This is a genomic window from Pontibacter roseus DSM 17521, assembly GCF_000373265.1.
GTDB classification, from domain to species: Bacteria; Bacteroidota; Bacteroidia; order Cytophagales; family Hymenobacteraceae; genus Pontibacter; species Pontibacter roseus.
The window spans coordinates 184,551-209,969 of record NZ_KB890765.1; the positions used below are offsets into that span (position 1 = coordinate 184,551).

Sequence of the window (25,419 nt, forward strand, 5' to 3'; positions counted from 1 at the left end):
GATGCTGGTGGTGCAAAATTCAGGGTATGGACTGATTTTATCGTGCATCCTTCCAGACCAATCTTTCATTCGTCCTCTTCTCAAAAAAGTCGTTGCATTTACCGTCCCCTCTTCCCGTAAAGCCTCCATCTGGGCTGCATATCAAATTGCAGTTGGAGTCGTAGAGTTGGCTTGGCACATCGCAGCAGTAAGGAGGAATGTAGTAGACGGTCTGCCCATCATATTCATACTGCCAAACAGCAGCTGGCGGGTTCCTGACATCCTTTGCTTTTAGCTCCCTGATTTTATCCTCCACACAGCTTGGTGTACCTGGCGGCAAGTCGAGCTTTTCACATGACACCACAGTTATGGCAGCAAGGCTAAGCAGTATAGGGTATAGACGACTTTTGTTCATGAGTGAAATTTCTGAAATCCGCCCCGATTATGTTCACTGTGTGAGGAGGTATACCTGGATGACCCTCAACAGGCTGCTAGGGTTGCATCTGGCCTGCACTAAGTATACCTGCTCGCTACCCCTGAAGCTCCACCATACCTAGTCGCTATACCTACAACTGCCTCACATCCTGCGGGTCGATTGTCAGGTATACCGTGCTGCCTTCCGGGAGCGGGTGCTTGCTGGTCCGGATAGTCAGTGCCACATCTGCCAGTTGCGCTTCCAGTTCGTAGTGGCTCCCGAAAAACGTCACTTTATTCATGCTGGCCGGTAAGGCGGTTTTGTCAGCAGTTAAGAGTAGGTTCTCCGGGCGGATGAGCAGGTCCTTTCCGTTTGGAGCTATACCTGGCAAAGAAGTGAAAGCCGCCGCCGCAGCAGATGCCGCCGGAATGTGGTTGTACTTCCCGAACAGCGAGGCCGTGTACACGCTGTTAGGTTGCCTGTAGAGTTGCTCGGGTGTGCCCTGCTGCACTATCTGTCCATTCTGCAGCACGATGATTTCGTCGGCCCAAGAGAGGGTGTCGTGCGGGTCGTGGGAGATGAGGATGCAGGTGATGGCGAGGCGCTCGGTAATGTCGTGTATGACAGATTTGAGGATGTTCTTGTGGCCCACATCCAGGTTGGAGTAAGGTTCATCGAGCAGCAGCAGGCTGGGCCAGGTGCTGAGCAACCGCGCCAGCGCGATGCGCTGCCTCTCCCCGCCCGATAGTTGGTTGGTCCGGCGCTTGGCCAGATGGCTGATGCGGCATACTTCGTACAGTGTTTCCGCTTCGTCGCCTCCCAGCGTGTTAGCATAGCGCAGCACCTGCTCCACCCGCAGGAACTGGGGTAGCTCGTACTGCTGCGACAGGTAAGCTATACCTGCATGCCCCGGCACCAGCTTGTCGTGCGGACTTCTCACGCGCTCTCCTTCAAAAGTCACCTGTCCTTTACTGGCATGCACCAGGCCCGCGATGGTCTGCAGCAAGGTGCTTTTGCCGGAGCCTGTCTCGCCGGCGATGGCTATTTTCTGGTACTCGCGCTGGCTGAAGCTGATGTTCCGCAGCACCTCATGTCCCTCTTCCTGCACGCTGACCCCGGTCACTTCTAAAAAACCCATAACGACTTATTTAGAGAGAGATGGATTTTGACTGAACCGCGCAGGCGGTTTCCGGTGCTGCGTGCCCTGCTCGTAGGAATAGGTATACTTAATCAACGTAGGTTCGTCGAACATGCGGCCCAGGAACTGCAGTCCCGCCGGCAGGTTATCGTAGGTATAGCCCATGGGTACCGTGAAGGCAGGCTGCCCGGTATGCGGGGCAATCACCTGGCTGTTGTCTCCCTTGTACCCTTTGAAGTCACCCACTTTGGCGGGCGGGTGGTTCCAGGTAGGATAGATGATGGCGCCCAACTGGTGGCGGTCCATGGCCTGCTCCACCGCCATCCGGAAAGAGACGCGCTTTGGGTCGGTGTAGGCATCGGAACAGGTATGGTTGGGGTCGTCCTGGTTGTCCTGGTGCTCCAGGAAATACTGCAGGTTCTCTTTGATGTAAGGCGAATACTTGCCCGAGGCCACTATTTCCTCCAGGCTCCTGACCGGCACTTTCTCTCCCTGTGATGCCAGGTATGCATTGATGTCCTCCAGGAAAACAGCGCACCACTGGTCTTGGCGCAGGCTGTCAAAGTCTATTATCTCCACGGAGTCCACCACCTCGGCACCCAGTTTCCTCAAATCAGCGATGGCCTGCTCAAACAGGGCCTGCACCTGCGGGTCGGGGTTGTTGTCGCTCAAGGTGCGCAGCACCCCGATGCGGGCTCCTTTCAGGCCGTCCTTATCCAGAAACTGGGTATAGCTCTGGTGTACTTTGCCCTGGCTATACCTAGTAAGCGGGTCGTTGGGGTCATATCCGGCAATCACTTCGAGAATTTTGGTGGCATCCTCCACGGTACGCGCCATGGGGCCGCCCACATCGTTGCGCAGGTATAGCGGCACAATGCCATGGCGGCTGGTGAGGCCCAGGGTGGAGCGGAAGCCCACCAACGCATTGTGCGAAGAGGGTCCACGTATGGAGTTGCCGGTATCGGTGCCGAGGCCGACGGTGCCCAGGTTGGCCGCCACCGCCGCTGCGGTTCCGCCACTGGAGCCGGCCGGCACGTGTTGCAGGTTGTAGGGGTTCAGGGTTTCGCCGGCGATGGAGCTGATGCTCACCATTGGACTAAAGGCCCACTCCGCCATGTTGGACTTGGCCAGCACGATGGCACCCGCCTCTTTCAGCACCCGCACCTGGTAGGCGTCCTCCTCGGGTATAAAGCCTTTCATGGCCAGCGAGCCAGCCGCCGTCTGCAGCCCGATGGTGTTGTAGTTGTCCTTGACGATGAGCGGGATGCAGTGCAGCTGGCGCAGGCGTTTCGTTTTGCCATACTCCTGATCCAGTGCCTTGGCAGCGGCAATCGCCTCCTGGTTCGTCACCACGATGGCGTTGAGCTTGGTTGGCTTGTCGTACTGCTCGATGCGCTGCAGGTACGTCGTCACCAGCTGTTCGCAGGTGCAACTGCCCTCCCGGAAAGCTTGGTGTATGTCGGCAATAGTGGCTTCCTCTACCTCAAACGGGATAACCTCTGTCGCGCTGCTCCGCTCGGCCACAGGGCTGCAGCGGGAGAGCAACAGGAGGCAGAGCGACAGGAAAACGAGAATGGTGCTTGGCTTCAGCATAGGCGCGGTTAGTCCTCTTCGTAAAACTCAATCAAGGCGCCGAAATAGGCCTCGTTCCAGCCTTCCACGATGTCCTCGTAGTCCTCATCCGGTATGTTGAGGTGGCGCAGTTCGGCGGAGGTGCCCTGCTTGTGCGGGTGCAGCTTGATGGTCACGATAGATTTGTCCTGCTGGTCGCCGAAGTACCACTCCTGTACCAACATTTTCCCTTCTTCAAACTCCAGGTTCTTGCCCACGATGTTGCCTTCGAACAATGAAAATTCAGAACCCGGCTCAGTAGACATCTCGGCAGGGTCACCTGTCCACAATTGAATGGTGTTGGGGTTGGTGAGGGCGGCGTATACCTCTTCAGGCGCAGCCGGTATGATGTAGTATTTCTTGTAGTCTTTCATATAAAATCTGTAGTGGGGGTTGGGTTACGCAAAAGTCCTGACATACAGTTCTTCCACTTTCTGCCTGGCCCAGGGGGTCTTGCGCAGGAACTTGAGGCTGGAGTTGATGCTCGGGTTGACGTTGAAGCTGTTGATGTTGATTTTATACCCCAGCTCTTCCCAGCCATAGTAGTCTACGAGCTGCACCAGGATGCGCTCCAGTGTTTTGCCGTGCAGGGGGTTGTTCTTCTGTTCTTCCATGATTTCTGAATAGCGTGCAATTATCCGTACATTATTCTGAATACGCAATCTATACCTGTACTTTCACTCAAGGCGCTCAGGTATGGCAGCAGGTATAGTCTGCACCTGGCCTTTTGCCGCATACGTCAAATGCCCAATTCTATCTGAAAGGCAGCCGACCAGTGGTAGTCATCGTTTACGGGCGAAAAGGCGTTGAGGGAGTGGTAGGCCAGGTTGCCCTGCAGCTTGACCCGGTGGCGGCGCAGGTACTTCGTGACGCCGGCTATGTAGGCTTCCTCTGTGTTCTCCACCGTCCGCACTTCCTGATTCGGGGTGATGCGCGAGTAGCGACCGGCCACTTCCAGGTTGTTCTGGAACAGGTAGCTCAACTGGTAGTTCTGGCCGTGTCCGGTCAGGATGTAGCGGGTATCGCCGGCAGGGTTGAAGGTGAACGGATTATCGGCTTCCCGGGCCATGTATTCTGCGTAGAGTGCCATACCCCTATACTTGAGTAGGCCGTCCAGAAAGTAGGTCTGCATGTCGGTCTCCTGGTAGAGGTCGCGGCCGGTCTGTCCTCCGGTGCGGCGGGCGTTCTCATTATGGTTCATGCCTCCCGCCAACGACAGCTTCGGGGTTGGTTCGCGCTCCAGGTCCCCCTCAAAATAGTCGCCGCCGTTGGTGAATTCTCCCAAAGGCAGCAGCTCTATCCGACCGGTATAAGAGAGGCCCCTGTCGGTGGTGAACACGTTACGCCCTTCGCCGGATATCACGGCTCCCTTTAAAAGGTAATGGAGGCCACCCAGGTTGTTGCTGTATACCGACTGGAAACCAAAGTCACGGTCAATGTTGAAGAGTCCGTTCACGATGGAGCGGTCAATGAACTGCTGCTCGCCGGAGGAGACGACGCGCTGGCGATTGCCAGGCAACTTGGTCTGCCCAAACGAAAACTGCCATCGGTCATTGGGACGGTAGTGGACAACGGCATCTCGCACCACGTTGGGGCTGGTGTTGATGTTGGATTGGTCCCGCATGCTCCAGTCCATATCGCCCCGGGAAAAGGAAAGCTGAACGCTATACGTCAGTTTGGGGGAGTACATGAACCCGTCGAAGCGCAGCCGCAGGCGACGCACCCGCAATTCGTATTCCGACACGCCAAAATCATCTTTAGAGATGGTGTTGTACACGGCCCGGCTCTGCATCCGGAAGCGCATGTTCACCGAAAAGGCAGTATCAGGCGCCACCACGCCTACGCCTCTCTTGAAACTGAACTGGGGAGCGCTGCTGCCTTCCTCGGATTGGGCCACTGCCGTAGCAGGACCCAGGAGCAGGAGCGCCAGAAACAAGGTATAGATTCTCATGTGTAGTCTTTGGCTAAGTGTAAGGTCTTCCAATTGACAGCGTCAGTGATACAGGAAGAGTAGGTTAAAGTGAAATGGGTTGTCGTAGGGTGAGGCTGGTTGTTATTCGTGAAAATCCCCTGCCACTTGGTAGCAGCAGGGGATTCATCAACTTTTTAATGTGACCTCACTCAGTATGTTACAGGTATAGCGGATGCCTTTAGTTGAAAAGCAAGCGCTTAGTAATCGTCGCGCTCGATGGCGGCCACACCCGGAAGCGTTTTGCCTTCCATGTACTCCAGCAGCGCACCGCCGCCTGTCGACACGTAGGACACGCGGTCTGCGTAGCCGAATTTGTTCACAGCGGCAGCAGAGTCGCCGCCGCCTATCAGAGAGTAAGCACCGCGGCGGGTCGCGTCTACCACGGCGTCCGCAATGGCCTCTGTTCCTACCGAGAAATTCGACATCTCGAAAACACCCATAGGTCCGTTCCAAAGGATGGTCTTGGAGTCTCGAATCACATCAGCGTACATTTCACGGGCGTTTGGTCCTATGTCGAGGCCCATCCACATCGGTTTGATGTGATGACTCAGGGAGGTGTCGACGTTGGCGTCGTTGCTGAACTCATCGGCGATGATGGAATCCACCGGAATCATCAGGTTTACGCCTTTCTCCTTGGCCATGGCAATCAGTCGGGCAGCCAGGTCCACTTTGTCGGCCTCCACCAGCGAAGAACCGATTTGGCCGCCATCTGCTTTCACAAAGGTATAGGACATGCCGCCGCCAATTAGCAGGTTGTCCACCCTGTCCATGAGCTTCTCTATGATTTGGATTTTGTCCGATATCTTGGCACCACCCATAATGGCGGTATAAGGGCGCTCCACGTTGTCGAGCACGCGGCGGGCGTTGTCCAGTTCGGCGTGCATCACGTAGCCCATCACTTTGTCGTTCGGGAAGTAGCGGGCAATCACGGCCGTGGAGGCGTGCTCGCGGTGCGCGGTGCCGAAGGCATCGTTCACGTACACATCACCCAGCTGTGCCAGCTCTCTGGCGAAATCCGGGTCGCCTTTTTCCTCCTCTTTGTGGAAGCGCAGGTTCTCCAGCAGCAGGATTTCGCCTGGCTGCAACTCCTGGGCCAGTTGCGCGGCCTCAGGGCCTATGCAGTCAGCGGCAAACTTCACGTTGGTGTTGAACTCTGAGGAAAGACGGTCCACCAGGTGCCGCAGCGAGTACTTTTCCTCCGGACCTGATTTTGGTCGACCCAGGTGCGACATCAGAATCACGGCTCCACCGTCGCTCAGTATTTTCTGGATAGTCGGCACCGCCGCCCGGATGCGGGTGTCATCGGTGATGCGGTAGTCAGCATCCAGGGGTACGTTGAAGTCCACCCGAACCAGTGCTTTTTTGCCGGCAAAGTTATACGTGTCTACTGTTCTCATGAAGTTTGTCGTTATATCGTTAGTCGTTACTCGTTTTTCGTGATTGCGGTTTTTTTGTTTCCGGAATTCCGAAATGACAAGACAAATATAGTGAAAAGGCTATGATTTGTTTTCAGGCTTATCTAGGGTGGGGCCACTGGCCCGCTGTGCAGGTATAGCTATACCTGGCTGGAGTAGATGCTGCTATCCTATACCTATACCTTTCTTGTTTCATAGCTTCGCCTGTGCGGCGGGCACCTACTTTTTTTCTTGACAAAAAAAGTAGGCAAAAAAGTCAAGACGCTTTTAAACTCGCTGACGCTCAAACACAAAATCGTCGATAAGTGCACCTGGCTGAAGCTATACCTTTGTAGCTGCCGTGCGGGTATGCCTTGCTATACCTGCCAACTATGATGAATACAGCTATACCTATTTGTGCGGAAATTCCCCTCCTCGGAGGGGTAGGGGTGGGTTAATCATTCGAGAAAACGAGTAGCAACAACGCCTAAACCTAACTAGCAGCAGTGGCCGACTCCCCTCCTTAGACAAGGAGGGGCCAGGGGTGGTTGGACCCGGCCATACCTATCCTATACCTATGCCCGCACACGCTCCAATCATGCCCACCCGTTCCTGTCATTCCGACGAAAGGAGGAATCTGGTACCTGTATGCCGTCAGTCCGAGCGCAGCGGGGACTGGCGGTGGAAAATGCGAGGGCGTTTTGCACTTGGTATCCTTCACACGTATGCCTCTGCTGTTGTCCATCTGAGCCCTTATAAAAAGCCGCATCGGCGCTGGCGCTGGATGTACGGCCCTAAGGGTAACAGATTTCTCCCTAAGGTCGAAATGACAAATCAAGTGCAGGAAATGTCTCCCTTCGAAGGGGGCAGGAGGGTGACAAACGTTCCCGATTCCACTCCACTGTGGGGAAGTTAAATTAATAGAAGGAAAGTCTAGATGAACAGCTCTTACAGTACCTATACCGGGCCAACGGCTGGAGCCAGACCGATGGTGCAACACCTGATTCCCCGATGGCTATACCTGATAACAGCATAAAACCGGATTTTGCTATGTATTTCCAAAAGCTTCCAGTAACTTTTGCCCCTCAAAATACACACGTATTTGTTACCTTTGCATACCATGAGAGTAGGAATAATTTTTGGCGGACCATCGCGTGAGCGGGAGATATCCTTTGCAGGTGGCCGCACGGTATACGATAACCTGGACAAGGCGCTTTTCGAGGCCGTTCCGGTGTTTGCTGACAGCCTGGGCAACTTCATTTTGCTGGACTGGCAGTACATCTACAAAGGCACCATCCGCGACTTCTACCCGCCGGTGGAGGTGTTGCCGGAAAGCGAGCACGGGCTGCAGATATACCTGGAATCCATGGGCGAGCTGAGCATCGAGGAGCAGGACCGCATCATTGCCAAAGCGGGCAATCGCCTGCTGCCGCACGAGTTCCGTAATCATTTCGACTTCGCTTTCCTGGCCCTGCATGGGCCTTACGGCGAAGATGGCAGCATTCAGGGCCTGCTGGAGTGGTACCATATACCTTACTCCGGCTCCGGTATTTTGCCATCGGCTATCGGCATCGACAAGGCGGCGCAGAAGGAGCTGCTCAAGCAGCACGGTTTCCCGACGCCGGATTACCGCAAGGTGCAGTACGCCGAGTGGAAGCAGCAGGAGAACCGCCAGCAGCTGTTTGAGTCGCTGGTAGCGGATTTGGGTCTGCCGCTTGTGCTCAAGGCCCCGCATCAAGGTTCCTCCATCGGAGTTTCCATTGTTAAAGAGCATGACTATACCTTGTTTGAGCAGGGCATGGACCGCAGCTTCTTTACCAAGAACATCTACAAAACAGCTTGGCTGGCGCTGGGTGAGGAGAAGCAGGTGGCCAGCATGAAGCAGCTCGTGGACATCCGCGAGGGCATCGGCATGCCGGTTGTGCTGGAGAATGGCACCATCCTGTACCACCCGGAGGAACTGCTGAACCACATCAACCATACCTTTGCGACCACCGCCACTGAAACTATCACGCTCACTAGCGTGGAGCATGAGCAGCAGGTGCTGGTAGAGGCCTTCATCAGAGGGCGCGAGTTCTCCTGCATCGTGGTGCAGGACGAAGCTGGTCAGCCTATTGCCTTGCCACCGACTGAGATTGTGAAAGGCAATGAGGTATTCGATTACCGTTCGAAATACCTGCCGGGGCTAGCCCGCAAAATAACACCGATAAACCTGCCTACGGAGCAGATACAGCAGATACGGCGCAACTGCAGCAAGCTGTTCGTGGACCTGGGCTTTAACGTATATGCTCGTCTGGATGGCTTCATCACCGAGGCCGGCGACATTTTCCTGAACGACCCGAACACAACGTCGGGTATGTTGCCGTCGTCGTTCTTCTTCCACCAGGCAGCCGAGATTGGTTTGAACCCGTCGCAGTTCCTGACCTACATCATCCGCACCTCGGTGGCCGAGCGACTGAAATCGGGCAAGGACACTGTAACGCTGACCAGGTTGCTACAGCAACTTGACATTGCCATACGCGAGGAGAACGCGCACCGCCACGACAAGATTCGTGTGGGCGTGATTATGGGCGGCTACTCTTCGGAGCGTCACATTTCGGTGGAGAGCGGCCGTAACATTTATGAGAAGCTTTCCTCTTCCACCAAATACGAGCCGCTGCCTATCTTCCTGACGGGCAGCAACGAGTCCCACCGTCTCTACAGCATCCCCATCAACATCATGCTGAAGGACAATGCCGATGACATCAGGGAGAAAATCCAGCATTTTGAGCAGGGCGGAAAGCCGCATCCGGTGTTGCAGGAAATCATACAGGAGGCGGAAGGTATCACCCGCAAGTACACGGGCCGCAGTCTGGAGGAGCCGCAGCGTATCAGCTATACGCAGCTCAAGAACCTGGTTGATGCGGTGTTTATTGCGCTGCACGGTCGTCCGGGTGAGGACGGTGCCCTGCAGCAGGAACTGGAGAAGCTGTATATCCCGTACAACGGTTCTGGCATCAGCTCCTCGCAGATAACCATCAACAAGTACGAAACCAACGAAATCCTTGCCAAGCACGGCGTTCCGGTAGCCAAGCACCGCATGGCCATGAAAGAAGACTGGCTAGCCGACAAAGAAGCCTTCTTCCAAGGTATAGAGGCGGAGTTTCCATATCCTTTCATCGCCAAGCCAGCCGACGATGGCTGCAGCTCAGCAGTGAAGAAGATAAAGAACCGTGCGGAGCTGGAGGCGTTCACAACCCTTATCTTTAGAGAGATGGAGGAACTGGACACGGAATGCGCTCGCACGCTTTCGTTGGGTTTCAAGGAGGAATTCCCGAACAAGGCAGGCTTCCTGGTGGAAACCCTCATCAGCCGCAACGGTGCGAAGCACTTCCTGGAGATAACCGGAGGTCTGCTCACCAGGTATAGCCCGGACGGCACCGTGGAATACGAGGTGTTTGAAGCGTCGGAGGCACTGGCAGAAGGAGAGGTGCTGTCCCTGGAAGAGAAGTTCCTGGCCGGAGAAGGCCAGAACATCACTCCGGCGCGCTATGCCGCTGACCCGGAGCGCCGCCAACGTATTTCGGACCAGGTGAAGGAAGACCTGAAGCGCGTGGCGCAGATTCTGCAGATAGAAGGCTACGCCCGCATCGACGCTTTTGTGCGCGTACTGGAGAACGACGAGGTGGAGACCATCATCATCGAGGTGAACTCCCTGCCGGGTATGACGCCGGCTACCTGCATCTTCCACCAGACGGCCATCAACGGGTACAAGCCATACGAGTTCATCGACCGCATCCTCACCTTTGGTATAGAGCGCACGAAGATGAAGGCGCTCATTTAGGTGTTACTATACTATTGTCATTCCGACGATAGGAGGAATCTTAGATAGCTACACTCTGTAACAGATTTCTCCTATCGTCGAAATGACAAAAAAGGATGAACGATAAAAGGGAAGCTAGTACCAATCATACATTCAAACAAGAGAAAGAAGCGTTACAGCGTTGTGTGGATTGAGAACCATTCAACTAGCTAACCCTCTAACAATTACCAATTAAAGTAGATGTTAAAATCGAATTCATTTGTAGGTGTGCTGATTCACCTGGCCATCATGGGTGTCATTGTGGCCCTGTTGATTTTTGGCTTCTTTTACCTATACCTGCCCAAGACCACCAACCATGGCGAAAGCATCTCTGTGCCTAAGATAACGGGCATGCAGCTGCCTGACGCGGAGAACTACCTGGAGGAGCAGAGCCTGCGCTATTTCGTGAACGACTCTACCTACCAATCCGACCGCAAGCCTTTCGAGATTCTGACGCAGGACCCGGCCCCGGGAGCCAAGGTGAAGGAAAACCGGAAAATCTACATCAGCATCAACATGAAGAATCCGCCGATGATCAAGATGCCGAAGCTGATTGACGGGTCGGTGAAGAACGCGGAGCTCATCCTGAAAAGCTACAACCTGCGCAAAGGCAAAATCACCAACGTACCCGATTTGCAGCATGGCGCGGTGCTCAAGCAGTTCGTAAACGGCAAAGAAGTGGAACCGGGCGACCTGGTACCGAAGGGCTCTCTGGTAGATTTGCATGTGGGAGATGGCCTGGGGAACACCGAATTTGAAATTCCAAGCGTAGTAGGTATGCCACTGGATGAGGCATCGGTGCTGCTGGTAGGGCAGGGGCTGCAGATTGGCAACATCATCTACGTACAGGGAAGTGGCGAGGCAGACGGCAACATCATCCGGCAGCGCCCCATCGCTGAGGTGGGAGCCAAAATCCGGATGGGAGAACTCGTAGACCTCTGGGTGGCAGGCGATGCGCCCGTACCAGGTATAGACTAACCAACAAACGCCTGCCCCTATACCGGGCGGGCGTTTTTACAACCATCAATGCTTATGAGAATGAAGCTGGCGCTTACCCTTGTCTTTCTCTGTTGCTGCGCGGGAGCCATGGCCCAAGTGGTCCTCACGCCCCTGCAGCACGACCAGCAGCGCCAGGCTCATACTCCCCATGCCAGACAAGCCACCCTGCGAACACAGGCCGCTGCGCTGGCATTGCCTTTTTTTGATGATTTCGCTGCATCCAACAACGCACCTGACCCTAGCCGCTGGGTGAACGGCGGCGTGTACGTCAACAACCGCTTCGCACTTCGCCCGGTCACACGCAATGTGGCCAGCTTCGATGGCCTGGATGAAAACGGGGAGGCCTATGGAGCCAACACCGCCGGCCCAAGCGACACCCTCACCTCACAACCTATTTTGTTAGGCGGACTGAGCCCTGCTGATTCGGTGTACCTGAGCTTTTACTGGCAGTCTGGTGGGCTGGGCAATGTGCCGGACCGCACCAGCAACAACAGCCGTTTTCTGCAACTGGAGTTCAAGGATGCCTCCGGGGTATGGCAGGCGGTATGGCAGCAGACGGGAGTGGGTACCGTGACGGATTTTGCACAGGCATTTGTGGCAGTTAGAGAGCAACGCTTCCTGCACAACGACTTCCAGTTTCGCTTCCGGAACGAAGGCGTGCGCAGCGGCATGCTCGACGTCTGGAACTTAGATTATGTGGAGTTGGACCGTAGCCGCCGCAAAGGGCAGAACACGACCCGCGACATCGGCATCAGCCGGGGCGTCTCGCCGCTGCTCAAAGGCTACACCGCCATGCCTGCCCGGCAGTTCCTGGCCAACCCGGCGCTATACCTGAGCGAGGAGGTGACGGCCACCGTGAACAACCTGGGCGATTTGCCGGGAGCCATCGGCTGGCGCGGTTTCATCCAAAAGGCAGGCACCGCCGCCGCTGACACTTTCCTGCGGGAGCAGGGGCTGCTGCCCGACCAAGCACGGCAGTATGAGGTGAAAGGAGCGCCCCTCATCACCAACCTGGCCCTGACCCAAGGCGACTTCACGCTGCAGCACGGCTTCCTCCTCGACACCAAAGAGCAGAACGCCCAGCAGCGTGCCAATGACAGCACCTACCGCAGTACCCAATTCAGTGACTACTTTGCCTACGATGACGGCACCGCCGAAGAAGGCTTCAGCTTCGTGTCCTCCAGCAGCGCCACCCAGGTGGCCCAGCGCTTCGACCTGAGCCTGCCGGACCAGGTGCGGGCATTCCGGGTACATTTCCCACGCGTGGGCAGCAACTTGGGCAATACTTCTATTACGTTCAAGATTTGGGCAGATGAAAACGGGGCTCCGGGCCTTGTGCTGCATGAGCAGGCGTTCCAGGTGCAGTATACCGAAGGGCTGAACACATTCTATGAGGTGGAACTGTCGGAGCCCGTGTCGGTGGAAGAGCGCTTCTACGCAGGCTGGAGCCAGTCAGGCACTTTGTTCCTCAATGTCGGTTTTGACCGCAACGGCGAGGCGGCAGGCGGCCGCTTCCTGTTCAGCACTCTGAACGGCTGGCTAAAGGACTCGACCCTAGCTGGCTCTGTGATGCTGCGCCCCGTCATGACTGGGCAGGCCCTGGGCCTGGAGGATGTGCCGGAAGCAGAGCGGGTGCAGGTATACCCCAATCCATCTTCGGGCCTGCTCCACATCAGTGGGGAGTACAGGCTGCTCACGTTGTATGACGTAACCGGGAGGGAGGCTTTCCAGTATAGGGCGTCAGCAGGAAACGGGCCGGTCCAGTTGCCGCAACTGGCTCCCGGGCTGTATACCCTCCGCATTGAAACAGACAAGCATACATTCACTTCCAAACTTATACTAACGAAACCATGATTACAGCAGACATAACAGCAGAAGAACTGAAAGAGCGTCTTGCCAAAGGGGAGACCCCGGTTATCATAGACGTGCGCGAAGACTGGGAGCACCAGGAAACGAGAATCTCCGGCGCCCAGAACATTCCCCTGGGCGCCCTGCCACAGCGCCTGGACGACCTCGAGGATTACAAAGAACAGGAAGTCATCGTGCATTGCAAATCCGGCATGCGATCCGCCTCCGCCAAAGCCTTCCTGCAGCAGCAGGGCTTCAGCAACGTCCGCAATTTGGTAGGTGGCATCACAGCGTATAACGGGTAGTTGGAAAACTTCCCTTGCCCTCTCCTAAGAACAGGGGAGGGCTTTTTTATGCCCTCCGATTCCGCAGGTTTGAGCGAAGCGGTAACTTGTGGTCACACTTGTGGACGGTTTGCAACTCGCGTAGCACCGGCTATTGCGGTTCACTCGCTGATTAGTTTCATAGCCTCGCCTGGCCGGCGGGGCCTTACTTTTTTCCTTGATGAAAATCGAGGGCCCCTACCCCCAAAGTAAGCAAAAGAATCAAGACGCTTTTAAACTCGCTGACCGCTCAGACAAAAAATCGTCGCTGGCGCACCTGGCTGATGTCGCTGCTCCGTAACGGCGGCGGTAAAGCATGTCTTGCTATACCAGCCGGCGGTCTATACCTACTCCCTGTCCTGTGCCTGGCATACCTGCTCACGCTCCCATATCATTCCATCTCCTACTGTCATTCCGACGAAAGGAGGAATCTGTTACCACAGCCACCTCCGGTGCGAGCGCAGCGGGAACCGGCGGTGAAAGATGCGAGCCGGTTCGCACCCAGCGTTCTCCTATATTCCCTTTCTAGCCGTCCCCAGAAAAGCCGCATCTGCGCTGGCGCTGGATTCGTAGCCAATAGGGCGTGAGATTCCTTCTTTCGTCGGAATGACAATAATGCTTAATGGGATTCGTACAAGTGATTCCCCCTTCGAAGGAGCATGGAAGTAGGCCCCAGTGCTGTCTACTCAATGATAAACGGGCGCGGGCTGAAGCAAATCAGGAAAATCACGAAGGCCAGTATACCCAACACTTTACGCCCTGGCGTCAGCGGTGCCTCATTCGGGCAGGAGGGATGGAAAATGCCCATGAGCCGCGAGAGCAGCAGACCGAACAACAGCCAGCCACTGTAGCCGTCCACATCCGGGAACACAATCGAAACCAGCACCTGCGTAGCAAGCACCACCAGCACCAGGTATAGGGTATAGCGCAGATTCGGGGTAGCAGGCTCTAGTACGAAGAACAGGTATAGCAGGTAAACCGGCCATACCCACATATAAGCCGCCCACTCCGGGAACGTCTCGGCCAGGCTGTACTGCAGCAACAGCATCGCCAGCGCCGCCATAAAGCCGGTGCGGTAGTTATGGAATATCCCCCGGAAGGCCCAGAACACAAAAGGCACATACACCACCAGCAGCTCATCGGCCCACAGCGGTTCGTTGTAAGGCGAAATCACACCTAGGCCCGCATACACGATGAACATACTGAAGAAGACAGGGGAGAGCTGGTTAAAACGTCTATACCCAATCAGGCCGTAGAGCACGTGTCCACCGTCTAGCTGGCCGATGGGCAGCAGGTTGAGTGCCGTGAAGAACAGGGCCAGGTAGCCGGCAAACAGGAAGGGGTAGTGGATGACCTCATAAGAATTCGGTACCAGCGCCGGGTCTGCCACAAAACGCTCAAAAAACAGAAACAGCATGTTCTTGCCCAACGCGAAGTTCCCCTCGCCCTGGTACACATGCTGCGCGTAGTCCAGCCCGAACCGCTGGTATTCCGGGTGGATGCTGAAGATATACTCCGGCTCCGGCAGGTGCGTGAAACCGTAAATCAGCAAAGGTATAGCAACCACAAAGCCAGCCAACGGCCCGGCTATACCTATATCGAAGAACTGCTGCCTTGAAAAGATGCGGCTCTTGATGCGGATGAAGGCCCCCATCGTGCCGATAGTGGAGGTGATGCCAAACCACAGCGGAATGTAATAGGGAAGTGTGACGTTGGTACGGTAGTGCTTGGCCGTAAAGTAGTGCCCGAACTCATGCACCGTCAACACGCCCAGGAAAGGCAGCGAGAAGTACAACCCGCCCACCAACTCCGCCCAGGTGAAGGTACCCGTACTGGCGAAGCCCTCGGGACCCAGGAAGAACAGCTTGCCATACCGCCACTCCGCCCCCGCTATGGTGGTGGTCAGGAGGGTGAGGCAAAAAAGAAGCAGGTGCAGGGTATAGCCGCGCTGCTGCTTAGACAACAGCATCTTTGAATACCTGGTTGATGGTCAATGGCGGTTTCAGAAACAGGGTCTGTAGGCCAACCTTGTTCGCGCTCTCGATGTGCTGGATGCTGTCGTCGATGAACAGCGTCTCCTCGCACTTCAGTCCGTTCTGCTCCAGTATCTGCTCAAACACGATGGCGTCTGGCTTGCGCTGCCCGATGAGGTGCGAGTAGTAAGTCTGTTCAAAGAGCGAGTCCAGGCTCGGTATGGTGAAGCTGTGCTCTACCATCTCGTTGAAGCGCTTCATATGGATGGCATTGGTGTTGCTCAGCAGGAAGATGCGATATTTCTTGCCCAACTCCCGCAGCAGCTCAATGCGCTCGGCCGGAATGTCGAGCAGCATGGCGTTCCAGGCAGCATCTATCTGCTCATCGGTGGCGTCCAGGTGGTAGGTCTGGCGCAGCTGTGCACGGAAGCCCTCGGGGCTGCTGTTGCCGGTCTCGAAGAGGTCAAACAGCTGGGACTGTGCCTTTTGGCTGTACTCAATGGTATGGCCATGCTGACAGTACTGCTCCAGCTCCCGTATGCTCTTGTCGTAATCGATGTTGATGATGACCCCGCCGAGGTCGAAGATGATGTTCTTTACAGCTTTCAGGTCCACGAAAATATTTTAGTCTGGTATTTGAAATTCTCAATACAAATATGTAGAATTGCACTCCCAAATCAAAGAAAGCTCTGTCAGAAGGGCATTTTTAAAGGGAACGGGCCTATAGCTCATTCGGTTAGAGCAACTGACTCATAATCAGTAGGTGCCTGGTTCGATTCCAGGTGGGCCCACAGAAAATCAAGCACTTATGTCGTACAGATGTAAGTGCTTTTTTGTTGGCAAAGGTTTAAAAGTTAATTGCCTACTCTGCAAAAGCAAAAGCGCCACTTCCTTTCGGAAACGGCGCTTTTGCTTTACTACTTAACTATTCCACTCTTCTTACTTATCCCACCAAACTTTGCCATACAGGCTGTTCTGCCCGCCGAACTGGCGTTGCAGGGCCTCGTTGTAGCTGGAGGTGTTGTTGAAAGCCTCGTTGTCGGGGTAGCTGTGTCGTGTTGGCACCTCTTTTCCGTCAGGGGCCACCAAGTTGTCAGGATAGCCCGTACGGCGCCACTCCGCCCAGGCCTCGTAGCCGTGCATGAAGAGGTGCACCCAGCGCTGCGTCGCAATCTGCTCCATGCCGGTGGTTGGGTCGTAGGCAATACCTTCTTGGCTGAGGAATGCAGTTGCGTTGGCGGCACTGCCCGTCCACTGCAGCAGCGATTGCTCGATGGCCTTATTGTAATTGGCTGCTGCTTCTTCGTCGCCACCGGCTATCCAGCCGCGCTTGGCTGCCTCTGCCTTGGCGAACAGCGCTTGCGCGTAAGTCACCAGGTATACCGGCGCATTCTGTGCCCAGATGGCTGGTCCCAGCAGCGAATAGTTGGTCACGTTTGGAAGACCTTGCACGGTACCGTAAGGAAGCCCGATGTACTCTTGTGTGGTTTTGGTCGGAGCACCATATACGGCAAGTCTTGGGTCATTTACCGGTTTCATCTCATCCACCAGCGTCTTGGTCAGCGCCCACCACTCACGGTTCTGGTTAGACACCTGCCCGAACCAGTAGTTCTGGTTATTGGCGTCCAGCAGGTGCTTGAACACAAGGTTATCGGCGTTGGAGGTCATGATGCCGGCAGCCAGCGCTTTGTTGAATTCCTCGGCCCCTTTGGTAGGGTTCACCTCCGACAGGCGCAGCGCCATCAGCATACGCACGGTGTTACCCAGGCGCTTCCACTTGTTGATGTCACCACCATAGATGATGTCATTCGTGATGTTGCCGGCCGTTATCTGGGCATTCGCCTCATCCAACAGTTGGAACAGGTTGTTGTAAATGGATTCCTGCGTGTCGTACTTCGGCGTGAAGTTGGTGGAGCCTTTCAGAGCATCGGTGTAGGGCACATCGCCCCAGCGGTCGGTCACATGCCAGAAGAAATAGGCCTTCAGGATTTTGGCCACCGCCAGCTGGTTCACCACAGGTCCCTCGGTGGCGCTCAGGGTCTCGGAGGTCAGTACCGTCTCGAGGTTCATGAGTGGGCCCTGGTATAGCCAGTAGAAGCTGGTGCCACCTTCGGGGTAGAGGGAAGCGCCGGGATACTGGGTCTCGGCCAGGTATTGCGCATGGAACTCGCCCTGCGGTGAGGAGCTCAGGCTGGGCAGGGAGAGGGCCGCATTTGCAATCAGCTGTGTGCCCGAGGCAGTGCTGGGCCTGTTAGGGTCCACGTTGATGTCTTCGTCAAACTTGTCGCAACTGGCCAGGAAGAGGCAGGACAGCGCCACGATATATAGTTTCTTTATCATAAGGCTAATTATAGGGTAATGTTGAGGTTGATTCCGTACGAGCGAACTGAATTGGCCTGACCAGACTCATACCAGCTGATGGCCTGGCTGCCGGTGGAGATTTCGGATGGGTCGATGCCTTCCGGGGCTTTCTGCCACAGTTGCGCCACGTTGCGGGAGATAAGCGCTATACCTACGCTCTGGAACGGCAGCTTTCCGATAACTGACTTGTCCAAAGTATAGCCCAGGCGCAGCTCACGCAGCTTGATATAAGAGGCATCGTACAGCCAATCCTCATAAATACGACGGCCCACAATGGTGTTGTAGTAGGATTGCGCATTCACGTAGTTGGATGCTGGCTGACCACTTACATCCACCCCGTTCACGATAGTGCCAGGAGCGTAGATGCCTTCCACCTTCACACCACCGCCATCGCCCACGGCGTCACGCACGTTCTTGCCACGGTCGTTCATCGCCACGGTCAGCGGGTCTTGTCCAGTACGCACAGCCAGCATTTTGGAGCGGCTGAAGAACTGGCCACCCATCTGGTAATCAATCATGGCGCTCAGGTCGAGCTTCCAGATGCGGAAGCTGTTCTGGAAACCGCCCGTAAAGTCAGGCAACACACTGCCAAAGTCGTGTGTCGCGTCGGTGTACAATGGCATACCGTTGGCACCAATCAGCTTCTGGCCCGTGGCTGGGTCGCGCTGGTACGCTGGCCCTATCAAGCTACCAAAAGCCTGCCCCACATAGGAGTTGAGGTAGGTGGTAACAGAGGAATAGGTGGTAGAGTAATGCGGATACACGTCTGTGCCTTCGTTCAGTTCCACCACTTCGCTTCTGTTGCGGCTCAGGTTGAAGATGGAGTTCCAGGTGAAGAAGTCAGACTGCACAGGCGTGGCAGTCAACACCAGTTCTATACCTTTGTTCTGAACCAGAGCGGCATTGATGGTGGTTGAGCCAAAGCCGCTGGTGCCGGAAACTGACAACGGCAGTATCTGGTTCCTGTTTTTCTGCAGGTAATAAGTGAAGTCCAAACCCAAGCGACCCTGCAGGAAGCGCAGGTCTATACCTGCCTCATAGGAGTGCGCAAAAGACGGCTTGATGTTCGGGTTGTTCAGGTTATCCGGAACAGAAAGCGTGTTGGCAGTCACTCGGCCCGGGTCAGCATACACAGTACCCACACTATAGGAGGTAATGGTTTCATATGGTTCCAAATCAGAACCTGCCTGTGCATAACTCGCCCGTACCTTGCCAAAAGACAGCGGATTCCAGTTCAGCAACTCGCTGAACACCATGCTACCCGACACAGAAGGGTACCAGTAGGAGTTGTTGTGTTCTGGCAGGGCAGAGGAAACGTCATTTCGGATAGAGGCATCGATGAAGTAGGTATCCTTGAAACCCAGGGAAGCCATACCGAAGCCGCTGCGGATTTGCTTGCGCTGCAGGTAGGAAGTAGTGGCAGGGCGGTCAATGGAAGCGGCGATGTTGTAGAAGCCCGGAGAGGACAGTCCACCCACAGAGGCCATATAGAGGTAGGTATACCTTCTGTCGTAGATGTTACCACCTGCGTTCACATTCAGCGAGAAATCACCGAAAGCTTTGTTGTACTGCGCCAGCAACTCGTAGTTCATCGCTCTGTCCTGGTACTTGCCAGTGGTATAGGCTGGTACTCTTCTTCCACCAAAGGCCGTTCTGGTCTCGATGTTCTGGGTATACATGTCGGAGCGCACAAAACCGCTCACCTTCAGCTCAGGCAACACCTGATAGGTCAGGCCCACATCGCCAAACACGCGGTCGCGGCTGTCGTTGCTGGTGTTTTCGTAGGCTTCAAAGTAAGGGTTGTTCCAGTACAGCGGGTTGAAATTGGTGATTTCGCCGTTGGCACCTGGCCTGCGCAGGTTCCAACTCAGGAACGTGCCATCGTCATACTTGTAGTCCTTCATGCGCTTCATGTCCACGTTGCGCTGGAACCACTGCACCATGTAGCGGGCACCGTACTCAGAGCCCTGTGACGGACGCTGGGCGTTGTTGCGGGCATAGTTGATGTTGGTAGAGACGTTCAGTTTGCTGGTGAGGTCAAGGCCAGCGCTTACGCCGACGTTGTTGCGCTTCAGCCAGGTGTTCGGTTCCACGCCTTCCACGCGGGTATCGTTCAGGCTCAGGCGAAAGGTGCTGTTCTCGTTGCCACCGGTAATGGTCACACCGTTGTTCAGGTTATACCCTGTCTCGTAGTAGTCTTTGATGTTGTCCGGGTGCGGCACGAAGGGAGTCAGTTTGCCGTACTCTGGGTCCTGCGGATAGAAACTGTATACCTGGCGCACGGGAGTGCCGTCCATCTTCGGTCCCCAGCTCTCATCCACGGACATGTCCACATACTTGTCGCCGTTAGGAAGCGTGCGCCAAGTCTGGCTTGAGCCGCCGCCATACATGTTCTGCATCGGCATAAAGTTCACGGCTTGCTCCACAGTGAAAGCGGAGTTCAGCTGTACACCCACTTGCTTCGGACCTTTTTTGCCCTTTTTGGTAGTAATCATAATCACACCATACTGTCCCCGGATACCATACAGGGCAGAAGCCGCCGGTCCTTTGAGCACGTTGATGGATTCTACGTCTTCCGGGTTCACGTCCTGGCCCAGGTTACCAAAGTCGGCCTGGTCAGCCCCGGCGAAGTTGGCGTTGGAGATAGGGGTGCCGTCCACCACAATCAGTGGCTGGTCGGTGCCCTTGAGGGAGTTCACCCCGCGTATCTTGATTTTCTGGGTACCGCCCATGCTGGCGCCGGAAGCCCCGGTCACCTGAACACCGGCTACCTTGCCGGATAGGGAGCCGAGTACGTTCTGCTCTTTGGTGAAGGTCAGGTTCTCGCCCTGCACTTCCTGCGTGGCATAGCCCAGGGAGCGCTCGCTCCGTTCTATACCCAATGCGGTCACCACCACTTCGCCCAGCTGCTTGGTGTCGGTGGCCAGGCTTACGTTCACAGTCGATTGGTTTCCTACGGCTACCTCCTTGGTCAGGTAACCCAAGTAACGGAAGACCAGCGTGGCATCCGTTCCAGGTATGCGGATTTGATAGCTGCCGTTCATGTCAGTGGCTACTCCGGTGTTGGAGCCTTTCACGGTGACACTTACCCCAGGTAATACGGCGCCACTCCCGGCGTCAGTTACCTGGCCACTCACGGCCTTTTCCTGCGAAAAGGCGCTTGTTGACCAGCAGACAAGCAGTGGTAAAATGAATAAGAATAGCTTTTTCCCCATAGATAAAGGTGCGTTAAGTTTATTGTTTCTGGAATATATAGCATTTTTCTACATTATGAAAGGTTTATATACAAGAATTTGCATATATGTGCCTGAATCTGCGGGAAATTGCGGGAGAGGGAGGGGGCTTAGTCTAGAAAAGCCGGCTTTGTGTCACAGGTTTTACTGAGATATGTGGCAATAAAAAAGCCCCACATCTGGCTTTCGCCAGGATGTGGGGCTTATAAAGTGGTCTTATGATTTTACAAAGAGTCTATCCAGCGCTTCAGGTCATGCTTGGCCTTGCCGGTTTTCTGCTGGAGTCTGCCCAGCCACTCGTCCTCTTTGCCTTCGTTGTAAGTCAGGTCATCGTCGGTGAGGTCGCCGTACTGTTGTTTCATCTTACCCTTCAGCTCATTCCAGTTGCCTCGGGCTCTATATTCGTTCTCGTGCATCGCTTTTTACGTGTTGGTTTATCTACTATATAACGGAGTAGGTATAGCTAAGTTGTTGGCGGACTTTTGGTTGGTTAATCAGGGTGCTTGCTTAGCCGGTACCCTATACCTACCAGTGCGTGGGCGGCCGCGTTGGTCACTTTTGCTTTGCCATCCGCGATTGGTACCTGCACATAAGAGAAAGTGGCCCTGCCTTCGCCCAGTACAAACCACCTTTCCGCAAAGTAATAGCGTTTGGCCACGGCCGCCTCGATTGTAGGTCCTGAGACGTAGTAGCCTTTGTTCAGGATGCCGTTGTTTTCGGGAAAAGCCCTGTTGCGAATGGTGGATTCCGGGTGCGTGATGACGATGCCACCGCCTGCTGACCACGTAAAACCTTTGAGGTGCCAGAGCCGGTTCAGGGTGAGCAAATTGAAGCCGTCGGTGATGGAGAAGCGCTGTATGTCTGGGGTGAGATTCTTTAGTATGAGCTTGTGGTGCGTGAGTTTGAGTTCCCAGCCCTTGGCCTCCCGCCAGCTGCTTACCCGGATGTCGTAGTATACCGGTGGGTTGAAGGGCTCGGTGCGGTAGCGGGCATCCAACTGGATATCTTCGAAATCATCCTGCTCGATGTGTAGCGGCGTTTTCACGTTGCGTACCGTGCCACCGGATACAGCCACTTCCCAGTGCCTGCTCTGCCCTTCGCATATAAGCGGCAACAGCAGCAGCCAGCACCGCAAACAAATAGAGCCTTTCATACCTTCTCCTCCTTTCCTACTTCCCCTAAGTTTTTTACGAGAATCTCCGAATCAAGAGACAGCGCGACTACCTGGCAGATTCAAATAAAAACGCCCCTCCGATTTGGGAGGGGCGTTCCATTAGGTAGGTAGTAGTGTGTCTTAATTCACGCCGTTGCCTTCGCCCTGCTTGGCGTCGTCGTTGCGGATGCTCTTCTTGCGCTTAGGCGGGCGCTGCTGCTCCAGCTTACCGAAGTTGTAGTTGAAGGTCACACGCACGCCGCGGTTAAAGTTGTTCATGCGCATGTGCTGCTCGTAGGCACTTGGGTTGGCCGGCGTCTTGGGAGCCACTACATCGTTCTTCATGCGCATGTTCTCGCGGAACGGATTGTCCAGGCCGAGGCTGATACCGCCTCTCTTGTCAAACAGCTCTTTCTTGATGGCAAGGCCATGGTAGGAGAAAGCTGCGAAACGGCCCAGCAGCTGAATGCGCTGTGAGTTGAAGCCACCGTTGAACTGCGCGCTGATGCCCTTGCCGAAGGTATAGGAAGAGTTCATGTTGATGTTATACATCCAGCCGCTGTTGTCGATGTATTCGCTGTTGAGGTCTACAAAGTAGATGTTTGAGCTGCCCCCGATGGTCCAGTTGTTCGTCGGCTTGGTGTTACCGAACAGAGAAACGCCGTAGGTCTTGTTTTTGGCGATGTTCTGGAAGGTCAGGAGTGTGGCCTGCCGCTCTGAGCCGTCTGCTTCTGTCACTTTGATAAGGGAGGCGATAGGCTCTATGGCGTTATCCGTCTGGCGCATGTAAGCCGTCACGTTCAGGGACGTCGTCTTGAAGAAGGTGCTATAGCCCAGTTCGAACAGGTCTGTCAGTTCAGCGTCCAGCTTCGGGTTACCCTCCACGAAGGTGTTGGAGGTCTGCTCCTGGCGGTAAGGGTTCAGGAAGAACATGGAAGGGCGCTGTATACGCTGCGTGAAGTTCGCCTTGAAGGTGTGCTTCTGCTTGTAGTTATAGGACAAGGCTACGCTCGGTATGAAGTTGTCGTAGCTGGTGGTGTAGTCCTGTAGGTCGCCTTTCAGGTCAGCGCTGATATCAGTGTATTCGTAGCGGCCGCCCAACTTCACATTCAGCAGCTTCTTCAGGGTGAAGCCATACGTCATGTAAGAGGCCATCACATCCTGCTGGTAGAAGAAATCATCCGTTCTGGTGGCATGAGGCCTGTCTAGGAAGATGTCGCGGTAGAAGGCATCGCTCAACACATCCCTGAAAATCGTTTTACCGCCAATCTCGAGCATGGTCTTGTTCTTGAACGGGTGCGTGTAATCCGCCTGGAAGGTAAGTTCCTTGTTGGCGCCGTCGTTGGTGTTGCGCTTCTGCTGGAAAGCCGGCTCTCCCTCGTTGTAGAAATCCTGGTTTATCCGGTTCTCAGTGTTGGTCACAGAATAAAGCGAGAGCAAAGCCAGTTCCTGACCTGGGTTCTTGAAGGTGTGGGTGAAGTCCAGGTTGTAGTCCGTGCCAATGCGTTGGTTGCGCATGAGGATGTCGTTGAGGAAGCTGGTTGTTTTGTAAGGCGTCTCAGAATATACCTCCTGGTCGTTCGTCACCCGGAACTGGCCCCCGTTTGTACGGATACCGCCTGACAGGCTGTTCTTCGGGTTGAAATCGTACTCAAAGCCCAGCTGGCCGTTCATGAAGGCTCCTCGCGGACGGGTCTCTCCGCGCTGAAAGTCGTAAGAGGTCTCATCCCAAGGTTTATTCTCATTTTTGGGGTCAAATACAGTGTCCGGATTGTCATAGCCGATGAACTCATTGGTCATGTTGCCCTTGTTGTAGAACATGTTGCCACCGAAGTTGCCGTTGATACCCAATTTGCCGCGGCGCACGTTCAGGCTGGCGTTGCCGTTGCTGCCACGTGTGCCCCCTGTCAGGCCAACCGAACCCGTCACGCCCTGCAGGCCTCCGTCTTTCTTGGTGATAATGTTGATGATACCCGCCGTACCTTCGGCATCATATTTAGCAGAGGGGCTCGTAATCACTTCAACGGATTTAATCTGGTCAGCCGGGATTTGCTTGAGCGCGTCGGCTACGCTGCCCGCCATGATGGCCGACGGCTTGTTGTTGATGAGCACCCGCACGTTGGAACTACCACGCAGCTGTACGTTTCCATCGTTGTCGAGCGATAGCGAAGGTACCTTCTGGAGCACGTCGGAGGCATTGCCACCGGCGTTGGTGATGTCCTTATCGGCATTGTACACGGTGCGGTCGATTTTCTCTTCTACCAAGGGTTTCTCGCCGGTGATGACTACCTCGCTCAGCTTCTTGGCATCAGAGGCGATGGACACGGCGCCTACGTTCACAGTCGCATTGTCGGCGCCAACCGTTACGTCTTCCACCAGTTTCTGCTGATAGCCCAGGAAGCTCACCTGCAGCTTGTACTTGCCGGCACCCACCTTGCTGATGGTGAAACGGCCTTTCTCATCGGCCATGGTGCCATCAATGGGCTTACCTGTGGCTGGGTTGATGAGCGCGATAGTGGCGAACTCCACCGGCTTCTTTGTCTCGGCGTCGAGCACGGTACCTGTGATGGTGGCGTTGCCGCGCGGCACCATGGCGCCTGAGGCGGCGGTTGCCTGCTGCTGTTGCGGGGCAGGCTGTTGTCCCTGGGCCAGCACCGGCACGGTGCTCAGGCCCAAGAGGATGGCGAGTAGACTCTTCTTCATAGTTTTTTCAAAGTGGCGTAAACGTATATTTTCCATATTATCCGGTCTTCTGTCTTTTCGATTGATACAAAGTAAAACCGCTTTTTCGAGCCCAGAAAACGGATTATACCAATGCACCGCATTTCTATATGAATAGCTACATATAGCCTATCAGTTCTTGGTCGGTGAAAAGCGGGGATTGATAGGATGGAAAGTATAGACAGAGGATTTTAGTGCAATTTGGGCGGAGGTAGCGAGGAGTGGAGGTTGCTCTGTTGGGATAAGCGGGGTGGGGCTAATTTGCTCAGGTATACCTCTGCTTTACCAGTTACATAATCGGGGCCAACTGCCACTCTCGAGAGGGGAGTCCTGCTCGGGAATTTTGATAGGTCAATTTTGTCATTCCGACGAAAGGAGGAATCTCACGCCCTATTGGCTACGAATCCAGCGCCAGCGCAGATGCGGCTTTTCTGCGAGCCACCTTCTGTAACAGCCTC

The 25,419-nt window shown here is 55.0% G+C and carries 18 protein-coding genes and 1 tRNA gene; 5 read left to right on the plus strand and 14 right to left on the minus strand.

Annotation, left to right across the window (positions count from 1 at the left end):
• Positions 1 to 37: 37 nt before the first annotated feature.
• The 7 genes from B051_RS0112290 to B051_RS0112320 all read right to left on the minus strand — a co-directional run bounded on the left by B051_RS0112290 (position 38) and on the right by B051_RS0112320 (position 6,512).
• Positions 38 to 295, minus strand: a complete 258-nt coding sequence (locus B051_RS0112290; RefSeq protein ID WP_018478502.1) for a DUF6970 domain-containing protein — start codon at positions 293 to 295, stop codon at positions 38 to 40.
• A 250-nt stretch (positions 296 to 545) separates the two neighbouring features.
• On the minus strand, positions 546 to 1,532 hold the full coding sequence (locus B051_RS0112295) for an ABC transporter ATP-binding protein (RefSeq protein WP_018478503.1): 987 nt from the start codon (positions 1,530 to 1,532) through the stop codon (positions 546 to 548).
• 6 nt (positions 1,533 to 1,538) lie between these two features.
• The gene (locus B051_RS0112300) at positions 1,539 to 3,125 is read right to left on the minus strand and encodes an amidase family protein (RefSeq protein ID WP_018478504.1); all 1,587 of its coding nucleotides are present in this window, start codon (positions 3,123 to 3,125) and stop codon (positions 1,539 to 1,541) included.
• 8 nt (positions 3,126 to 3,133) lie between these two features.
• Positions 3,134 to 3,517, minus strand: a complete 384-nt coding sequence (locus B051_RS0112305; RefSeq protein WP_018478505.1) for an SRPBCC domain-containing protein — start codon at positions 3,515 to 3,517, stop codon at positions 3,134 to 3,136.
• Positions 3,518 to 3,541: 24 nt separating this feature from the next.
• Entirely contained in the window at positions 3,542 to 3,757 is a 216-nt protein-coding gene (locus tag B051_RS0112310) for a VF530 family protein (protein ID WP_033316865.1), read from the minus strand.
• A 125-nt stretch (positions 3,758 to 3,882) separates the two neighbouring features.
• Positions 3,883 to 5,094, minus strand: coding sequence for a porin (locus B051_RS0112315; protein WP_026236370.1), 1,212 nt, complete (start codon positions 5,092 to 5,094; stop codon positions 3,883 to 3,885).
• A gap of 218 nt (positions 5,095 to 5,312) precedes the next feature.
• On the minus strand, positions 5,313 to 6,512 hold the full coding sequence (locus B051_RS0112320) for a phosphoglycerate kinase (RefSeq protein ID WP_018478508.1): 1,200 nt from the start codon (positions 6,510 to 6,512) through the stop codon (positions 5,313 to 5,315).
• Between the two features lie 1,117 nt (positions 6,513 to 7,629).
• Between B051_RS0112320 and B051_RS0112325 the strand changes: the two genes are divergently transcribed.
• The 4 genes from B051_RS0112325 (at position 7,630) to B051_RS0112340 (ending at position 13,502) form a co-directional block, all read left to right on the plus strand.
• Positions 7,630 to 10,332: a D-alanine--D-alanine ligase family protein gene (locus tag B051_RS0112325; protein WP_018478509.1), complete on the plus strand. Its 2,703-nt coding sequence runs from the start codon at positions 7,630 to 7,632 to the stop codon at positions 10,330 to 10,332.
• Positions 10,333 to 10,551: 219 nt separating this feature from the next.
• Positions 10,552 to 11,328 (plus strand): PASTA domain-containing protein, encoded by a 777-nt coding sequence (locus B051_RS0112330; RefSeq protein WP_018478510.1) that lies wholly within the window; start codon positions 10,552 to 10,554, stop codon positions 11,326 to 11,328.
• 54 nt (positions 11,329 to 11,382) lie between these two features.
• On the plus strand, positions 11,383 to 13,203 hold the full coding sequence (locus B051_RS0112335; RefSeq protein ID WP_169336212.1) for a T9SS type A sorting domain-containing protein: 1,821 nt from the start codon (positions 11,383 to 11,385) through the stop codon (positions 13,201 to 13,203).
• Entirely contained in the window at positions 13,200 to 13,502 is a 303-nt protein-coding gene (locus tag B051_RS0112340; protein WP_018478512.1) for a rhodanese-like domain-containing protein, read from the plus strand. The genes B051_RS0112335 and B051_RS0112340 overlap by 4 nt, the downstream gene beginning before the upstream one ends.
• 700 nt (positions 13,503 to 14,202) lie before the next feature.
• Here the strand turns inward: B051_RS0112340 and B051_RS0112350 are convergent.
• Positions 14,203 to 15,489, minus strand: coding sequence for a site-2 protease family protein (locus B051_RS0112350; RefSeq protein WP_018478514.1), 1,287 nt, complete (start codon positions 15,487 to 15,489; stop codon positions 14,203 to 14,205).
• Positions 15,476 to 16,108, minus strand: coding sequence for an HAD family hydrolase (locus B051_RS0112355; protein WP_018478515.1), 633 nt, complete (start codon positions 16,106 to 16,108; stop codon positions 15,476 to 15,478). The genes B051_RS0112350 and B051_RS0112355 overlap by 14 nt, the downstream gene beginning before the upstream one ends.
• Before the next feature lie 102 nt (positions 16,109 to 16,210).
• On the opposite strand from B051_RS0112355, the gene B051_RS0112360 reads away from it, so the two are divergent.
• Positions 16,211 to 16,284: transfer RNA gene (locus B051_RS0112360), tRNA-Ile, on the plus strand.
• A gap of 148 nt (positions 16,285 to 16,432) precedes the next feature.
• Here B051_RS0112360 and B051_RS0112365 read toward each other — a convergent pair.
• The 5 genes from B051_RS0112365 to B051_RS0112385 all read right to left on the minus strand — a co-directional run bounded on the left by B051_RS0112365 (position 16,433) and on the right by B051_RS0112385 (position 24,943).
• Positions 16,433 to 17,833, minus strand: coding sequence for a SusD/RagB family nutrient-binding outer membrane lipoprotein (locus B051_RS0112365; protein ID WP_018478516.1), 1,401 nt, complete (start codon positions 17,831 to 17,833; stop codon positions 16,433 to 16,435).
• A gap of 8 nt (positions 17,834 to 17,841) precedes the next feature.
• Positions 17,842 to 21,069, minus strand: coding sequence for a SusC/RagA family TonB-linked outer membrane protein (locus B051_RS0112370; RefSeq protein ID WP_018478517.1), 3,228 nt, complete (start codon positions 21,067 to 21,069; stop codon positions 17,842 to 17,844).
• A 242-nt stretch (positions 21,070 to 21,311) separates the two neighbouring features.
• The gene (locus B051_RS0112375; RefSeq protein ID WP_018478518.1) at positions 21,312 to 21,503 is read right to left on the minus strand and encodes a CsbD family protein; all 192 of its coding nucleotides are present in this window, start codon (positions 21,501 to 21,503) and stop codon (positions 21,312 to 21,314) included.
• 74 nt (positions 21,504 to 21,577) lie between these two features.
• On the minus strand, positions 21,578 to 22,240 hold the full coding sequence (locus B051_RS0112380; protein WP_018478519.1) for a hypothetical protein: 663 nt from the start codon (positions 22,238 to 22,240) through the stop codon (positions 21,578 to 21,580).
• 141 nt (positions 22,241 to 22,381) lie between these two features.
• Positions 22,382 to 24,943, minus strand: coding sequence for an outer membrane beta-barrel family protein (locus B051_RS0112385; protein ID WP_018478520.1), 2,562 nt, complete (start codon positions 24,941 to 24,943; stop codon positions 22,382 to 22,384).
• Positions 24,944 to 25,419 lie beyond the last annotated feature (476 nt).

Coding starts and splice junctions, on each gene's coding strand:
- B051_RS0112295 (WP_018478503.1), bottom strand. CDS start 1,532: ATGGGTTTTTTAGAAGTGACCGGGGTCAGCGTGCAGGAAGAGGGACAT.
- B051_RS0112300 (WP_018478504.1), bottom strand. CDS start 3,125: ATGCTGAAGCCAAGCACCATTCTCGTTTTCCTGTCGCTCTGCCTCCTG.
- B051_RS0112305 (WP_018478505.1), bottom strand. CDS start 3,517: ATGAAAGACTACAAGAAATACTACATCATACCGGCTGCGCCTGAAGAG.
- B051_RS0112310 (WP_033316865.1), bottom strand. CDS start 3,757: ATGGAAGAACAGAAGAACAACCCCCTGCACGGCAAAACACTGGAGCGC.
- B051_RS0112315 (WP_026236370.1), bottom strand. CDS start 5,094: ATGAGAATCTATACCTTGTTTCTGGCGCTCCTGCTCCTGGGTCCTGCT.
- B051_RS0112320 (WP_018478508.1), bottom strand. CDS start 6,512: ATGAGAACAGTAGACACGTATAACTTTGCCGGCAAAAAAGCACTGGTT.
- B051_RS0112325 (WP_018478509.1), top strand. CDS start 7,630: ATGAGAGTAGGAATAATTTTTGGCGGACCATCGCGTGAGCGGGAGATA.
- B051_RS0112330 (WP_018478510.1), top strand. CDS start 10,552: ATGTTAAAATCGAATTCATTTGTAGGTGTGCTGATTCACCTGGCCATC.
- B051_RS0112335 (WP_169336212.1), top strand. CDS start 11,383: ATGAGAATGAAGCTGGCGCTTACCCTTGTCTTTCTCTGTTGCTGCGCG.
- B051_RS0112340 (WP_018478512.1), top strand. CDS start 13,200: ATGATTACAGCAGACATAACAGCAGAAGAACTGAAAGAGCGTCTTGCC.
- B051_RS0112350 (WP_018478514.1), bottom strand. CDS start 15,489: ATGCTGTTGTCTAAGCAGCAGCGCGGCTATACCCTGCACCTGCTTCTT.
- B051_RS0112365 (WP_018478516.1), bottom strand. CDS start 17,833: ATGATAAAGAAACTATATATCGTGGCGCTGTCCTGCCTCTTCCTGGCC.
- B051_RS0112370 (WP_018478517.1), bottom strand. CDS start 21,069: ATGGGGAAAAAGCTATTCTTATTCATTTTACCACTGCTTGTCTGCTGG.
- B051_RS0112375 (WP_018478518.1), bottom strand. CDS start 21,503: ATGCACGAGAACGAATATAGAGCCCGAGGCAACTGGAATGAGCTGAAG.
- B051_RS0112380 (WP_018478519.1), bottom strand. CDS start 22,240: ATGAAAGGCTCTATTTGTTTGCGGTGCTGGCTGCTGCTGTTGCCGCTT.
- B051_RS0112385 (WP_018478520.1), bottom strand. CDS start 24,943: ATGAAGAAGAGTCTACTCGCCATCCTCTTGGGCCTGAGCACCGTGCCG.